Origin of the sequence: Polaribacter sp. Q13 (assembly GCF_016858305.2) — a bacterium.
Lineage (GTDB): Bacteria > Bacteroidota > Bacteroidia > Flavobacteriales > Flavobacteriaceae > Polaribacter.
The window spans coordinates 1388002-1404872 of the sequence record NZ_CP074436.1 but is presented as its reverse complement, the minus strand read 5'-3'; the positions used below and the strand labels follow the sequence as shown (position 1 = coordinate 1404872).

General features: G+C 28.3%; 10 protein-coding genes. 3 read left to right on the top strand and 7 right to left on the bottom strand.

All coding sequences use genetic code 11. The features are described 5' to 3' along the window. Positions 1-43: 43 nt before the first annotated feature. The 3 genes from JOP69_RS05775 to uvrA all read right to left on the bottom strand — a co-directional run bounded on the left by JOP69_RS05775 (position 44) and on the right by uvrA (position 7005). Positions 44-1156, bottom strand: coding sequence for a MauE/DoxX family redox-associated membrane protein (locus JOP69_RS05775; protein ID WP_203394378.1), 1113 nt, complete (start codon positions 1154-1156; stop codon positions 44-46). A 1-nt stretch (position 1157) separates the two neighbouring features. Then, positions 1158-4016 carry a leucine-rich repeat domain-containing protein gene (locus JOP69_RS05770; RefSeq protein ID WP_203394379.1) on the bottom strand — a complete coding sequence of 953 codons (2859 nt, stop codon included), beginning with the start codon at positions 4014-4016 and terminating at the stop codon, positions 1158-1160. Positions 4017-4212: 196 nt separating this feature from the next. After that, a complete protein-coding gene (uvrA, locus tag JOP69_RS05765; protein ID WP_203394380.1) occupies positions 4213-7005 on the bottom strand; it encodes an excinuclease ABC subunit UvrA in 2793 nt (930 codons plus the stop codon). 218 nt (positions 7006-7223) lie between these two features. Here uvrA and JOP69_RS05760 point away from each other — a divergent pair, with 218 nt between their 5' ends. Continuing rightward, on the top strand, positions 7224-7808 hold the full coding sequence (locus JOP69_RS05760; RefSeq protein WP_203394381.1) for an RNA polymerase sigma factor: 585 nt from the start codon (positions 7224-7226) through the stop codon (positions 7806-7808). Between the two features lie 361 nt (positions 7809-8169). Here JOP69_RS05760 and secA read toward each other — a convergent pair whose 3' ends face one another. The 4 genes from secA to JOP69_RS05740 form a co-directional block, all read right to left on the bottom strand. Then, positions 8170-11511 carry a preprotein translocase subunit SecA gene (gene secA, locus JOP69_RS05755; RefSeq protein ID WP_203394382.1) on the bottom strand — a complete coding sequence of 1114 codons (3342 nt, stop codon included), beginning with the start codon at positions 11509-11511 and terminating at the stop codon, positions 8170-8172. Positions 11512-11653: 142 nt separating this feature from the next. After that, positions 11654-11875: a DUF2795 domain-containing protein gene (locus JOP69_RS05750; RefSeq protein ID WP_065318236.1), complete on the bottom strand. Its 222-nt coding sequence runs from the start codon at positions 11873-11875 to the stop codon at positions 11654-11656. A 169-nt stretch (positions 11876-12044) separates the two neighbouring features. Beyond that, positions 12045-12617 (bottom strand): cob(I)yrinic acid a,c-diamide adenosyltransferase, encoded by a 573-nt coding sequence (locus tag JOP69_RS05745; RefSeq protein WP_203394383.1) that lies wholly within the window; start codon positions 12615-12617, stop codon positions 12045-12047. A 59-nt stretch (positions 12618-12676) separates the two neighbouring features. Next, positions 12677-13453, bottom strand: coding sequence for an O-methyltransferase (locus JOP69_RS05740; RefSeq protein ID WP_203394384.1), 777 nt, complete (start codon positions 13451-13453; stop codon positions 12677-12679). Between the two features lie 86 nt (positions 13454-13539). On the opposite strand from JOP69_RS05740, the gene JOP69_RS05735 reads away from it, so the two are divergent. Together JOP69_RS05735 and JOP69_RS05730 are read left to right on the top strand one after the other, a co-directional pair. Then, positions 13540-14334, top strand: coding sequence for a polysaccharide biosynthesis/export family protein (locus JOP69_RS05735; RefSeq protein WP_203394385.1), 795 nt, complete (start codon positions 13540-13542; stop codon positions 14332-14334). Positions 14335-14340: 6 nt separating this feature from the next. Further along, entirely contained in the window at positions 14341-16803 is a 2463-nt protein-coding gene (locus JOP69_RS05730; RefSeq protein WP_203394386.1) for a polysaccharide biosynthesis tyrosine autokinase, read from the top strand. The last annotated feature ends 68 nt before the right edge of the window (positions 16804-16871 follow it).

Here is a 16871-nt window from a genome sequence, read left to right as displayed (position 1 = left end):
TTTAGTTGGAAAGGCCGTTTAGATGAAAGTTTAAACGGCTTTTTTATTTCTTAATAACATTGTTATAGTTTACCAATTGCGTTAAGCCTTCTTTATTTGGATCTTCCGCAAAGGAACGTAAATAATTATCTAAATACTTTATGGCTCTATCTTCTGGATAAAACAAAACTTTGTTTTGGTCTGTAGACCATTCTATGACGTTTATATAGGTTTTTCCTTCAAAAGTTCTATAAAAATTTTGAGCATTTTCCGGTAGTTTTTCTTGCAGCTCTTCATCAATATAGATAATGTAATATTTTAAATCTGCTGTAAAAAAATGGAAGGATAACAGGTTGTCATAAAAACCAGTTAGATTATTCGCCAATGGTAAAATTATAGTAAAAACCAATACAGCTATTTTTTGTTTGTTAAAAAACTGTAAGAAAAATTCTAAAGCATTTGTTGTTTTTAAAGTCCAAAAAATGATAATAACACTTAACATGTTCTGAATATTCCAAGGGACAACATTATAACCATATCCTAAATAGAATAATAGAAAAGTAATTGTTCCGTGCATGCATAGAATAAAAACGACTCCAAATTTTCTTGTCTTATTAAACAACAATAAAATACCCATTAAAGCTTCTAACCAAGGTACTATATATGTAAAAGCAACTAAAAACCATTGTGGTAAAAAACTAAAGTGTTTGTTAATGGCGCTTAACCATTGTATATAAAAAGCTTCGTTTAGTTTCTGAATTCCGCTCCAAAAATAAGTAGCAAAAAAGATAAGGATTATAGCATATAATATTTTTCTTGGATTTTCTTTTCTATTGAAAATTTCAATCGCAAAAATGGTTAAGAAACTTTGATAGAAGTAAGGCTGTAGTCTATTTTGATCTGCGAGAGCTAAAAAGAGATAGAGTGCAAGAACAGTAAAACCTTGCCATCTTTTATTCTGAAAAATGTAGACAACCTGAATTAAGAAAAAGAATCCGGCTAAAATATAATCGAACGGATAAATAAATGTTGGTAGCCAATCGAACAACGGAATTAAAGGAAACACTTTTGTGGTGACCCATAATTTTGGAGCGTACACCATAATCACTAAAACCGCAAGAATAGAAAGGATTCTTACCCAGTTTATTTTCTGTTTGTCTGTTAGGTTTGTAATCATTCTATTTGTAAAGATTATTTAATCTAATTATTTTTATTTTCTGAGTCTTATTTAAACTAGCTAACTGAACCCAGTCTTCAATTAATTGAAAACTCCAACTTTTTAAGTTGACATTATTCTCTTCTAAAGAATTTTTAAATTCTGCAAAATTAGGAGTATAGTTAATTTTTTCAATTATTTTTATAATTATTTCAAAATATGATACTAAAGAACTGTAATTTTTATCATCAATTTTTAAAAATTTTATATTTTTTATGTGTTCTTTAGCTAATTCTATATTATCACCAATTATATAGGCTTCAATTAAGCTTAAATGATATCCCCAGGCTTTAGGATTATTATTAATGTATTTTTTATAAAATTGATAAGATTCTTCAAAGTATTTTTTAGAAAGAGAATCTTTATTTATTTTTTTTGATAACATTCCTGCTTCAGTCCATTTATTTCCATTAAACTTTGTACTAACTATTTCTAACGTTTTTAATGCTTGAATAGTATCACCTATTGCAAGCTCACTTTTAGCTTTGTATTTAAAATTAGGAATAATAGAGTTTAAAAAGCGTACATGCTCAGAAGTGTCTTTTTTTATTTGATTATTAGCAAACAAAATAGATTTATGATAATTCTTTGAATAATATAAAGCTTCTATATAACTATCTTTATATAAATATTTATTAGTTATTTTTTTATTTATAGAAAATGCTTTTTCTGCATATTCAACTCCTTTTTTGTATTCTTTATGTCTAATCTTTCTATTTGCTGTTTTTGCATAAGCAATTGCCAATTCATCTGTTTTTTCTAAGTCTTGCTCCTTTATAAAACCCTCTTCAACAAAAAGTAATTGGAGTTGTGTTTTATTAGCTCTGTAGGTATTTATTCCTTTATTTCTATTTAAATTTAATTCATTTAGATATTCAGCATTTACTATATCTTTTGGAATTGATGTAATTAAATTATCTCTAATATCTATAGATGCTGCTTTTATTGTATTCCAATGATTATCCGGTAACTTTTTAATATTACATTTTTCTAAATTAATTATATAATTTTTAAATTTTGATTTTTTAAGAATATCAAATAAAATATTTTCATCAATATTTTGATTTAAAGAAAGTTCTATAAAATCTAATTTTGATAAATTGGAAAAAGAGTATGGTAATGCAGTTATATTATTTGTTAAAACCTTTAAAGTTATGGTAGAATCTCTTTTAAAGTTTCTGTCAAAAACAAAATTATAATATTCTCTATTGTAAAGATATAGCTTTTTTAAATTCTCAAGTTCTCCAAAATTTTTAGAGAGTGATTGTAAATTATTATTTGTCAACACTAATTTTTCTAAACTCTTTAATTTACCAAATGATGTTGGCAATTTTTCTAACAAACAAAAGCCTGCATCTAATGTTTTAAGTTTATGAAGATTACCGAAATTTGATGGTAATTCTGTTATTTTATTTCTAGAGATATTAAGGTTTTCTAAATTTTCTAGTTTTTTTATTGATTTAGGTAGTTCTGTAAAATCATTTAATTCTAAATTTAATTGTTTAAGGCTCTTTAGGCTTCCTATATCTTTAGGAAGTATTTTAATATAATTTTCTTCTAAATTTAAAGTGTCAAGATTTTTTAAATTTGTTATAGAATTTGGTAAATACTGAATGTTATTATTATCTAAATTTAAATATGATAACTTTGGAAGCTCAATATTAACAGGTAATTGTTCAATTAAATTATTATTTAAAAATAGTTTTTGTAAGTTAGATAAACCATTAATATTATTAGGTAAGGTCTTTATTTCATTGAAATATAACTTTAAAATTTTAAGTTTTTTAAGATTATTTAAATCATTTGATATTGAAGCTACTTTACTTCCTTGAATTTCTAAACGTCTAAGATTAGTAAGGTTGTAAAAATTATTTGGTAATGTTTTTCCTAAAGAATTATTAGAACTATAAAAGTTTTTTAACGATTTTAAAAGTGGAATTTCTTTTGGAAATGACAGTTTATTGTTTAATAATATTAATGATTCTAAAGACTTTATTTTAGAAAGATCTGAAAAGAAATTATCTGAATTTTTAATTTCTACTGATGAAAGAGAAAGTTCTTTCAAATATTTAAATTTAGATAAACTTATATCCTTTATAGTAATATAATTTAGATTTAAAAATTTTAAATTAGGTAAATAGTAGAGTTTAGATAATTCTTTTTTCGAGTTTTCATTTGAGTCAAAACTTAAACTTAAAGATGTTAGGTTAGTGAATTCTTTTATGCTTTCTGGAAACTGAATTTTATTAGAACCAGAATAAGATAAGCCAAGTAAATGTTTTAATTTATGAAAATTAGGATTTTGAAAAACCTTACTAGGAAAAGAAGCATAAATTAAAGATAGGTTTTCTAAATTAGGTAGTTTTGAGACTGTATTAATAAAAACATCATAATTCCAATAAAAGTCTCCTTTTAGAGAAACTGTTTTTACGTTTTTTAGTTTGTAAAGATTGTTAGGGAAAACTATGTTTTCTACTTTTCCGTCCCTAAATAACGCAGCAGGTGTGTTAAATCGTATATATTCTAAATTTGGTAAGCTTTCTAAGTTTTCTATGATAGCTTTAACATCTAAATTTTCTGAAATTTTTATAGAAACATATTTTATTTTAGAAATTACATGCACAGAATCTTTATTCTCTATAAAATCTCTATCGTTGTAATTAAATACATCTTGAAAACCAAACCTTTTTAAATGAGTAATGTCTACTTCATTTTTAGCTCCATAAAGTGAATTAAATTGCTTAGAATAACTATTGTAATTTTGAGATTGCAATGTAGAGAAGCTAAATATTAAGAGTACTAAATTTAAAATTTTATACATAATAGTTTTCTGTTTTTGTAAACTTAAAAAATAGTTTAATTAAAAGCTTTTTTTTCACCATTAAATAAGCTAAAAAGTCTTAGTTTTTCAATTAGTAAACAAACTAGTCTAGCCCTGATAGAACGGTTTGTCTGAGCTCTTTTTTAGTCCTTTTTTAAGGATAAAAAAAGCGAGTAGTGATAGCAGGAAATAGCTTCTAATAAACCAGTTTCTCTGCCAAATATTTAGCGGTATAAGATTCCTTATTTTTAATTAATTCTTCTGGAGTTCCTTGAAAAATAAGGTTTCCACCATTTTTACCACCTTCTAAACCTAAATCTATAATATAATCTGCACATTTAATTAACTCGATATTATGTTCTATGACGATAATGGAATGTCCTTTGTCGATTAAAGCATTAAATGACGCTAATAATTTTTTAATATCATGAAAATGTAAACCTGTTGTAGGTTCATCAAAAATAAATAATGCCTTGTCTTTGGTGTTTCCTTTTACTAGAAAGGAAGCCAATTTTATACGCTGCGCTTCTCCACCAGAAAGGGTAGAAGAAGATTGGCCTAATTTTACATAGCCCAAACCAACATCTTGCAACGGTTTTAATTTACTGGCAATTTTAGGAACTAAATTTTCCGAGAAAAAAGCAACAGCATCATCGATGGTAAGGTTTAGAATATCATCAATAGATTTTCCGTCGAACTTAACTTCTAAGACTTCTTTTTTAAAGCGTTTTCCGTTACAAACGTCGCATTCTAAATGCACATCTGCCATAAATTGCATTTCAATAGTAACTTCTCCTTCACCTTTACAAACTTCACAACGACCGCCTTCTACATTAAAAGAAAAGTGTTTGGGCTTGTAATTTCTGATGGTTGATAATTTTTGATTTGCAAACAATGAACGAATATCATCATAAGCCTTAATATACGTTACCGGATTGGAACGAGAAGAACGACCAATAGGATTTTGATCGATAAATTCTACATGTTTTAAAGTATCAAAATCACCAATAACATCTGTGTGTTGACCGACTTTTTCTCCGTGACCAATCAGTTTTTTTTGCATTGTTGGGTACAAAATACTTTTAACCAACGTACTTTTTCCGGAGCCAGAAACTCCGGTAATTACAGACAAACAATTTAAAGGAAATGTAACATCTACATTTTTTAAATTGTTTTCTCTGGCACCAATAATTTGTATTTTATTTCTATAAGTTCTACGTTTTGTAGGGACTTCTATTTTTAATTCTTCGTTTAGATATTTTGCTGTTAAAGATTCTGATTTTAAGATTTCTTTAAAGTTTCCTTCTGCAACTACATGACCTCCAAAAGTTCCGGCTTCCGGACCAATATCTATAATATAATCGGCCTCTCGCATAATATCTTCGTCGTGTTCTACCACAACAACGGTGTTTCCTAAATCTCGTAAATCTTTTAAAACACCAATTAATCTTTCTGTGTCTTTTGGATGCAAACCAATACTAGGTTCATCTAAAATATACATAGAACCAACCAAAGAACTACCTAATGAAGTTGCTAAATTGATACGCTGACTTTCACCACCAGAAAGTGTATTAGAAGTTCTGTTGATGGTTAAATAAGACAAGCCAACATCGGTTAAAAATAATAATCGATTGTTGATTTCTGTTAACAAACGTTTTCCTATTTTTTCTTCGTATTTATCTAGTTTTATGTTCTTAAAAAAAGGAGCCAATTCATCTAAAGGAAGTGTTACTAAATCTGAAATTGTTTTCTCATTTATTTTTACAAAATTAGCTTCGTGTCTTAAACGTTTTCCGTTACACGATGTACATTTTGTTTTTCCGCGGTAGCGAGAAAGCATCACTCTATTCTGTATTTTATAACTCTTTTCTTCTAAAACGGTAAAGAAATGATGTATTCCGTTAAAGGATTTATTTCCGTTCCAAACTAATTCCTTTTGTTCTTCGGTTAACTCAAACCAAGGTTTATGAATAGGAATATCAAATTGATACGCAACGTCTATTAAGTCTTCCTTATAATGTATATAAGAAGGAGTCTTAAACGGAAAAATACAATCTTCCATTATTGATAAACCAGTATTTGGTATCACCAAATCTTCATCAATACCAATTACATTTCCATACCCTTCACAAGTAGGACAAGCACCATACGGATTGTTAAAACTGAATAAATGTGTATTGGGTTCTAGAAATGACATTCCATCTAAATCGAACTTATTACTAAATTCTGTAACTTTATTGTCTGCTAAATTTTCTATAAAACAAATGCCTTTTCCTTCAAAAAAAGCAGTTTGAATTGAATCAGCCAATCGATTGTAGAAATCTTCATCGTCTTTAGTTACAATTCTATCTACAACCAAATGTAAAGGTTCATTTTTAAATTCGCCTTGTGGAAAATCTGAAATTCTATATACCTTATCATTCCATTTTATACGGGCATATCCTTGTTGCTCTAAAACTTGTAAAACTGTTTTTAAGTTGCGGTTTTCATCAATAGAAATAGGTGCTAACAGTAATAGTTTTGTTCTTTCGCTAAACTCTTTCACAAAAGTTACCACATCCGAAACCGTATCTTTTTTTACTTCTTTACCAGAAATAGGAGAGAAGGTTCTACCAATTCTGGCATATAATAATTTTATATAATCGTAAATTTCTGTTGAGGTACCTACTGTAGAACGCGGGTTTGTAGAATTTACTTTTTGCTCAATAGCAATTGCAGGGGCAATACCTTTTATATAATCTACCTTAGGTTTGTGTAATTTTCCTAAAAACTGACGCGCATAAGAACTTAAACTCTCTACATAACGTCTTTGACCTTCTGCATACAACGTATCAAAAGCTAAAGAAGATTTTCCTGAACCAGAAAGACCTGTAATAACTACCAATTTATTTCTTGGTATAACTACGTCTATGTTCTTTAAATTGTGGAGTCTAGCTCCTTTAATTATAATGTTTTCTTTAGGATTTACTTTAGAAATGTCAGTCTTCATTCATCAAAAATATAAGCTATAAAAATACCTTTTTTTTAAGCCAATATAAAAGAAATGTTAATGAATTTTGTTAATTTATTTGTTGATTTGAAAAATAATAAGGATATTTACATTTCATAAGCATCACTAAATTAGAATCATATACATAAAAAACTACTTTTAAATTATTAATTTAATAATAAAATAGAAGAACAACATGTTCTTTAAAAGTGGTTATGATGCAAAAAAACTCAATTACAGACAGTACTTTAGTAAGTGATTACATACAAGGAAATGAAGCATCTTTAGAGGTTTTAATTAAAAGACATCATCAAAGACTGTTTAGCTTTATTTATAGTAAAGTTAAAGATAGAGATATTACAGAAGACATTTTTCAGGATACATTTATAAAAGTTATTAGAACATTAAAAAAAGGAAATTATAACGAGGAAGGTAAATTCTTACCTTGGGTTATGAGAATTTCTCATAATTTGGTGATAGATCATTTTAGAAAAATGAATAGAATGCCAACATTTAAAAATACAGATGAATTTGATATTTTTTCTGTGTTGGGTGATGGTAACTTAAATGCAGAAAAAAAAATTATACAAGAGCAGATACATAATGATGTAAGAGAGCTTGTAAATGAGTTACCAGAGGAACAAAAAGAAGTTTTGGTAATGCGTATGTATAAAGATATGAGTTTTAAAGAAATTAGCGAAAATACGGGAGTTAGTATTAATACAGCGCTCGGTAGAATGCGTTATGCACTTATAAATATGCGTAAATTAATAGAAAAGCATAAAATTATTTTGGTAGAATAACAATAAAAGAAAAAAGGTGTCGTTAGTTGTTTATAACCAGTTTATTAAATTAACTATATGATGCAAATTTACTCTAAAAAGCCTTCGGATTTTCGGATGCAACCTAAACAAGAAACAGTTCAATTTTTGATTAATTTTTCCAAATCGCTAACTTTTGTAAAAACGAAATCAAAAGACTTCATTGAATTGAATTTGAATTAAGAGAGGAAAAAGCTTCAACTAACGTTGGAGCTTTTTTTTCAAATAATTGATTACAAGTTTAATTACTATTTTTTGATTTTTTAATAAAAAAAAGAAAGTCAATTGAAACTAGTTTCAATTGACTTTCTTTTAATTGTTTGTTTTTTTATTAACAAATATTTTAATTATTCACCAAAACCCATTCTCCTTTTGCTAATAAAGGAATAGCTTGTTTGTATTTAACCTCTTTTTCTTGACCACTCATTACATTTTTAATGGTTACATGTTCATTTCTACCAATTTTAGGTTGGTCTCTAACAATGGTTTCAATAGGTTCTGATTGTTGAGGTTTAGAATTTTGGATGGCTTGTTCTGTAGAGTTTTGAACATCTGCTTTAGAGGTATTTAAACTTTCTCTTTTTTGTTGACGTGCTTCAGAAATTTGATTTACATCTTGGTTTGGTAATTCTCCTTTAAATAAGAAAGACAATACCTCTTTGTTGATGTCATCTACCGTAGTTTTAAATAATTCAAAAGCTTCAAACTTATAAATTAATAATGGGTCTTTTTGCTCGTAAGATGCATTTTGAACGGATTGTTTTAAATCATCCATTTTACGTAAATGATCTTTCCAGTTTTCATCAATAATTGCTAAAGTGATGTTTTTCTCAAAATCTGTAATTAAACTTTTTCCTTCACTTTCATAAGCTTCTTTTAAGTTAGTAACAACTTGTAAAGATTTGGTTCCGTCTGTAAAAGGAACAACAATTCGTTCGTATTTATCACCTTCATTTTCAAACACATCTTTAATTACAGGAAATGCTAAAACGGCATTTCTTTCAATTTTGTTTTTATAATGTTCAGTAACAATATCGTATAATTTATCTGTAATTTCTTTTTCTGAAAGTTTTTCAAATTCATCTTCAGAAAAAGGAGAAGTCATTGAAGAAAATTTAATCAATTCGAATTCAAAATTATGAAAATCTTTAGCTGCTTTGTTGGCGTTTACTATAGATTCGCAGGTATCATAAATCATATTTGCAATATCTACCTGTAAACGTTTACCATCTAAGGCATGACGTCTTCTTTTATAAACAAACTCACGTTGAGCGTTCATAATATCATCGTATTCTAACAAACGTTTACGAATACCAAAGTTGTTTTCTTCTACTTTCTTTTGTGCTCTTTCAATAGACTTACTAATCATAGAATGCTGAATTACTTCACCTTCTTTTAAGCCCATTCTATCCATCATTTTTGCAATTCTGTCAGAACCAAATAGACGCATTAAATTGTCATCTAAAGCTACGTAAAATTGAGTTGACCCAACATCACCTTGTCTTCCTGCACGTCCTCTTAACTGTCTATCTACACGTCTAGAATCGTGTCTTTCTGTACCAATAATAGCTAAACCACCGGCGTCTTTTACTTCGTTGGTTAATTTAATATCTGTACCACGACCCGCCATGTTTGTTGCAATGGTAACTACACCTGGTTTACCAGCTTCTGCAACTACATCTGCTTCTCTTTTGTGTAATTTTGCATTTAAAATATTATGAGGAATTTTACGCATTTGTAACATTCTACCTAATAATTCTGATATTTCTACAGAAGTTGTACCTACTAATACAGGTCTGTTTTCTTGAACTAGTTTTACGATGTCTTCTATAACTGCGTTGTATTTTTCACGCGCAGTTTTGTAGATTAAATCTTCTTTGTCATCTCTTTGAATTGGTTTGTTAGTAGGAATTTCTACAACATCTAATTTGTAGATTTCCCATAATTCACCAGCTTCTGTAATAGCAGTACCTGTCATACCAGACAGTTTTCTGTACATTCTAAAGTAATTCTGTAAAGTTACAGTAGCAAAAGTTTGTGTAGCATCTTCAATTTTTACATTTTCCTTTGCTTCAATAGCTTGGTGTAAACCATCTGAATAACGACGACCGTCCATTATACGACCTGTCTGCTCATCAACAATCATTACTTTGTTATCCATAACAACATACTCAACATCTTTTTCAAAAACTGTGTAAGCTTTTAAAAGCTGGTTCATTGTATGAATACGCTCACTTTTGATGCTAAAGTCTTTGTATAGTTCTTCTTTTTGAGCCGTTTTTTCTTCTTTACTACTTTCTGAATTGTCTATTTCACCAATTTTGACTCCAATATCTGGCAATACAAAAAAGTTGTCATTTGCTGTTTTTTCTGATAAATGAGCAATCCCTTTATCCGTTAAATCAATTTGATTATTTTTTTCTTCAACAACAAACCATAAGTCTTCATCTACTTCTGGCATTAATTTGTTGTTATCTTGCATGTAATAGTTTTCTGTTTTCTGCAAGATTTGTTTATTTCCTTCTTGAGATAAAAACTTGATTAATGCTTTATTTTTAGGTAAACCTCTGTAAACTCTTAATAATAAGAATCCACCATCTTTATCATTACCTTCTGCAATTAATTTTTTAGCTTCTGCAAAAACACTTACTAAATGTTGTTTTTGTAACGTAACTAAATCAGACACTAAAGGTTTTAATTCTGTAAACTCATGTCTGTCTCCTTGTGGTACTGGTCCAGAAATAATTAATGGAGTTCTAGCATCATCAATTAAAACAGAATCTACTTCATCAATAATAGCGTAATTTGGAGCTCTTTGCACTAAATCGTCTTTAGAGCTAGCCATATTATCACGCAAATAATCGAAACCAAATTCATTATTTGTTCCATAGGTAATATCTGCATTGTAGGCTTTTCTACGAGCGTCAGAATTAGGTTGATGATAATCGATACAATCTGTTGTAAAACCATGAAACTCAAAAAGAGGTCCCATCCATGCTTTATCACGTTTTGCTAAATAATCATTAACAGTAACTAAGTGAACTCCATTTCCGGTAAGTGCATTTAAGTAAACGGGTAGGGTAGAAACCAATGTTTTACCTTCTCCAGTCATCATTTCGGCTACTTTACCTTGGTGTAAAACAGAACCACCAATTAATTGAACATCGTAATGAACCATGTCCCAAGTAACGGGTTTACCAGATGCATCCCAAGAATTCGCCCAAAAAGCTTTATCACCTTCTAAGGTAACATTGTCTCTTTCTGCAGATAATTCTCTGTCAAAAGGAGAGGCTGTAACTTCTATTTCTTTATTTTCAACAAAACGTTTTGCGGTTTCTTTAACTACGGCAAAAGCTTCTGGCATAATTTTAAGTAAAGTTTCTTCAGAAACTTTATATGCTTCATCTTTTAACGAATCTATTTCTGTATAAATGTCTTCTTGACGATCGATGTCTGCTGTTTTAGCTTCTTCTTCTAATCCAGTAATTTTATCATCAAATTCTTTTGTAGCTGTTTTTATTCTTTGTTTAAACTCTATGGTTTTATCTCTTAAACCATCATTAGAAAGTTTAGAAAATTCTATTTCGAATTTTTTTACATCATCAACAACTGGTTGTAAAATTTTTAAATCTTTTTGTTGTTTATCACCAACAAAAATTTTGATTACTGAATTTAAAATATTCATTTATTATGTTATTTTCAATTAAATTAATAACTGCATTATAGTTCCGTATCAGGTTTTTTAAAAGCCTGAAAAATAGCTTTCTAGGTTAGGAGAAAACAAAAAAAAAGCCTCTTTAGAGACTTTTTAAATTTAATTATTATGTTTAGTATTCATCCTCATTCCAAAGATAATCATCTTCGGTTGGATAATCTGGCCATATTTCAACAATTGAATCATATGCGTCACCTTCATCTTCTATGTCTTGTAGGTTTTCTACTACTTCTAAAGGAGATCCAGTTCTAATAGCATAATCTATTAATTCGTCTTTGGTTGCTGGCCAAGGTGCATCTGCTAAATAAGATGCTAATTCTAATGTCCAATACATTTCTTAATGTTTAATTTTGTGCAAAAATAATTTTTTTACTGAATTATACAAGTCTTTTTTAAGAAATATATGGAGAAGTTATTTTATAATTTTGTTAATATCTTAAAATTAATGATTTAAGTGTGAAATAAAATTTAAAACTACTTCAAATCGATAAAAAAAGAACGTGTTAATTTTTTGTGGGAATCCATTTGATTTCCGCTACTGATAAGTCTTTAGACAACTTTCGTGCCAACGTAAAAAGGTAGTCAGAAAGTCGGTTTAAATATTTTATGATGTCATTATTAATATTTTCTTGATCGTTTAGTTCTACAACTAAACGTTCTGCACGTCTGCAAACGCATCTTGCAATGTGACAAAATGACACTGTTTGATGACCTCCGGGAAGAATAAAATGAGTCATTTGAGAAAGTTCTAAATCCATTTTATCTATTTCTTCCTCTAAAAAAAGAATAGAAGTTTCATCAATTTTTGGAATATTGAGTCTTTCTTTTCCGTTTTTTAGCGTTTCTTTTTCCGGTGGAGTAGCTAACATTGCTCCTAAAGTAAATAACTCATTTTGAATTATTAATAAAGCTTCTTTAATAGGTGTACTGATTTCTTGATCTTTGATTAAACCAATATAAGAGTTTAGTTCATCTATATTTCCGTAACTATCTATACGTAAATTGTATTTTTTAACTCTTGTTCCCCCAAAAAGTGCAGTTGTACCAGTATCACCAGTTTTTGTGTATATTTTCATAATATTAGTTGCAAAATTTTAGAAAGCCAAAGTTACAAAGTTTATTTTCTAAGAAAATGTTAAACTCTTATTTTAAAATGTTCTTTTTTCTGTTCTTTTCTGAAGAAAACAATTCCCCAGTAAAAAACATCTACCGTAACGGTTACTTTTTTGTGATTTTTAATTTCTATCCAAGCCTCTTTCATTTCATCACTCCAATAAATATCGTCAAAAATCCAAACTGAATTATTAGTAATGGTCTCTAAACAAGCATTAAAATAATGTAAGGTGTCTTTTTTTGTGTGATTTCCATCAAAATAGATACAATCGAATTGTTGGTTTTTGATAGCGATTGGCAAAGTCTTTTTAAAGTCGCCTGTTATAATTTTAATATCATTATAATTATTTTTAGAAAATAAATTGTCGGCAACTTTACTGGTTTCTGGGCATCCTTCTAACGTAGTAATAATTGAATTTATATTCCCTATTTTAAAAGCAGAAGTACCTAACCCTAACGAAGTACCAATTTCTAAAATATTTTTAGGTTTAAAATATTGAATTATACGAATTAGTAACTTTGCTTTTTTGTTTGATAAGCCAGCAATTTTGGCAATTTTAGAAACTTGACGGTTATTATTTTTAAAAATTTTAGATCCTGCACCAAAATCTGTGACTTTTATAAAAGTTTTGTTGTCTAACAGTTGTTGCTTGTTTTTAGAAAATAATTTAACTAAAATAGCATCTGTTTTTTTGTAAAAACATTTGGTTACTAAATCATACACAAAAGGAGAGTGAACACCGTGTTGATTGGAAGATTTTGTGAGAAATTTTAAATATTCTGTTATCAAATAAATCATTTTTATATAAAAGACGAAAGTAAAATAAAATTATAGTAAACCACTTTTAAAAAGTATATTTGTACCTATTCATGATTAAAATTACAATGAGAAAACATTTTTTACTGCTATTATTCATCCCTTTTCTTTTTTCGTGTATACCTGCTAAGGATATAATTTACCTACAAGGAGAACCTGTTGCTAGAAAAGAAATTAAAAGAATAAATAATATACCCTATAAATTACAGGTTGATGATATCTTAAATATTGATATTAAATCTAACGATGAGTCGTTAGTTTCTGTTTTTAAGAAACAATCAACTGGAAGTGGAGGAGGAAGTGCTAATACAAGTGCAAGTGCAGGAGCATCATTTTTTTCTGGATATAGTATAGATAGTTATGGAAATATAAGAATGCCTACTTTAGGAGAAATAAATGTTTTAGGTTATACCGAACTGGAGGTTAGGAAAAAACTTGAAAATGAATTAAAAAAATTCATTAGGACTGAAGAAGAAATTTTTGTTTCTGTAAAATTAGCAGGAATTAAATATACTGCTATTGGAGAAATAGGAAGTCCTGGGCCTAATGTTATTTTTCAGAACAAACTTTCTATTATAGATGCAATCTCTAGTTCTGGAGATATTACTACATTAGGAAATAAAAGAAAAGTTGAAATTATTAGAAATTCAATTACTGGAACTGAAAAATTCACAATCGATTTAACACAAATAAATGCTTTTGACTCTGAAGTTTTTTATATTAAACCAAATGATATTATAAACGTTATTCCATTGAAACAGAAAACATGGGGGACAGGTACTACTGGTCTTGGAGCACTAGCTACTATAGTTTCGATACTTTCATTGGTTAGTACTACTTATTTATTAGCAAGAAACCTATAGAGATTTATGGATAATTTAAATAAATTGAAAAGCAGTACTATTCAGGCCAATATTGATGTTAAAGGGTATGTTTTTAAGGTTTTATCTTATTGGAAACTTTTTTTTGTAACAATTGTTATCGCATTGATTGTTGCTAAATTTATGAATGACTATAAACCTAAAGTTTATAATCTAAATACTGTAATTTCTGTAAAGGAAGAGAATAATCCATTGTTTTCTACGGGTACAAACATTGCTTTTAATTGGGGAGGAGAAAGTGATGCTGTAGAAACTATTAAAGTAGTTTTAACTTCTAGAACTCATAATGAAAAGGTAGTTAGAAAATTAAATTTTTTTATAAATTATTTAAAAGAGGATAGATATAGATTAGAAGATGTTTATGGTTACACTCCGTTTGTTGTGGATTTAGATACAAGTAAACCTCAACTGTTTGGGAAACTTATACAGATAGAAATTACCGGAGAGAATACCTATAATTTATCATTTGATCTTAAAGAGGCAACTTCTAGTGAATTAATTACCTATGATACCAATAAAACAAGTCTTCACCATTTTTCTACTCCACTTTTTTCGAAAGAGTATAAAATAGGAGAACAAGTAAATACAGATTTTTTTAATTTTTCATTAAAAAAGACTAAAAAGTTTACTGTTGGAGAAAAATTTTATATTCAATTTGCTAGTTTTGATGGTACAGTAGGTAGCAATAGGTCTATTTCTGTTGCTGGTATCGCAAATGGAGCTTCTATGCTTAGATTATCTAAAGGGGGGACGAATAAAAATAGAATTGTAGATTATCTAAACGCAACTGTTGTAATTCTTGATGAAGATAAACAAGAACAAAAAATTCTTTATGCTAAAAAAACTAAAGATTATATCGAACTTTTATTTACGCAATTAGAAGATAGTTTACAGCGAATAGAAAAAGAATTAAGTGTTTTTAAGGAGAAAAATAATATTTATAATTTATCGGAAGAAGGTAGTGTTGTTTTTAATGAAACTATAGAAATAGAGCAAGAGAAAAAAAATATTTTTGAGTTTAATGACTATTTAAATAATTTAAGAAGTTATATCCTTTCTCATGATACTTATGGAGAAAACATACCGGTTCCTGCTTTAATAGCTGTTCAGGATGGAAAAATTTCTGGAGAAATAGCTACTCTCATACAATTATCTAGTTTAAGAGAAAGGCTAAGGGGATCAGTAACAGACAACCATCCACAGATTATAAAATTAAGTAATGAACTTAATATTTCGAAAGCTAATTTACTAGAAAATATAGCTACGTTAAAATTAGTAAATCAAAATAAAATAAATAAATTAAGTACTGAATTATCTACTTATAAAAGTAAACTTAAAAAATTACCTAAAACAGAACAGGGTTTATTAAAGTTTGAAAAGAACTATCAAATTTCTGAAGCAAATTATAATTACTTAAAGCAAAAAAGTTACGAAGCTGGATCTGCAATCGCTGCAAATGTGTCTGATGTTAAAATAATAGATACCGCAAAAGATTTAGGTAATGGACCTGTCTATCCTGTACCAAGTTTTAATTATTTAGTAGGTTTAATGTTAGGAATTGTTTTTCCTTTATTCTACATCATAACTAAAGAGGTATTAGATAATAAAATTCATACTGCAGAAGATATTCAAAATAATTATGCAATACCAGTTTTGGGAGTTGTGGGTAAAAATCATGGAAATAATAATTTAGCTGTTTTTGATAAACCAAAATCTTCGGTATCGGAATCTTTTAGAGCGTTAAGATCTAATATTCAATTTTTGTTTAAGAATGCACAAAAGGATGAATCTAAAACATTAGTTTTAACCTCGTCTGTGAGTGGAGAAGGGAAAACAATGATTTCTATTAATATGGCAACCGTTTTTGCTTTAAGTGGAAAGAAAACGGTATTAATAGGTTTAGATTTAAGAAAACCTAAAATTTATGATGATTTTGATTTGCCTAATGATGTTGGTGTGGTAAATCACTTAATTAACCAAAAGACATTAGATGAAATTATAATTAACACTAAAATACCAAATTTAGATCTTATTTTATCAGGGCCAATACCTCCAAACCCTTCTGAGTTGTTGCTGAATGAAACAGCAGATAAAATGATTAAAAGTCTTCAAGAAAGATATGATTATGTGATTATTGATACACCTCCAGTAGGTTTAGTTTCTGATGCATTAGAGCTGTTTAAATATGGTGATGCCATTATTTATGTTATTCGTCAGGATTATTCAGAAAAAGGAATGATGAGAATGATAGATGATAAATATAAAAACAAGGAAGTAACCAATATTAGTTATGTTTTAAACGACTTTACTGTTAAAAATAAGTACGGTTATGGTTACGGTTATGGCTATGGATACGGTTATGGTTATGGGAAATATGGTAACGGTTATCATGAAAATGAAGAAAATATAAGTTTCTTTTCAAAAATATCTAGTTTATTTAAAAAGAAATAATACAAAAAAAAAGCATCGTTAATTCGATGCTTTTTTTTTGTTCATAATTTAGGTTGACACTAATTATA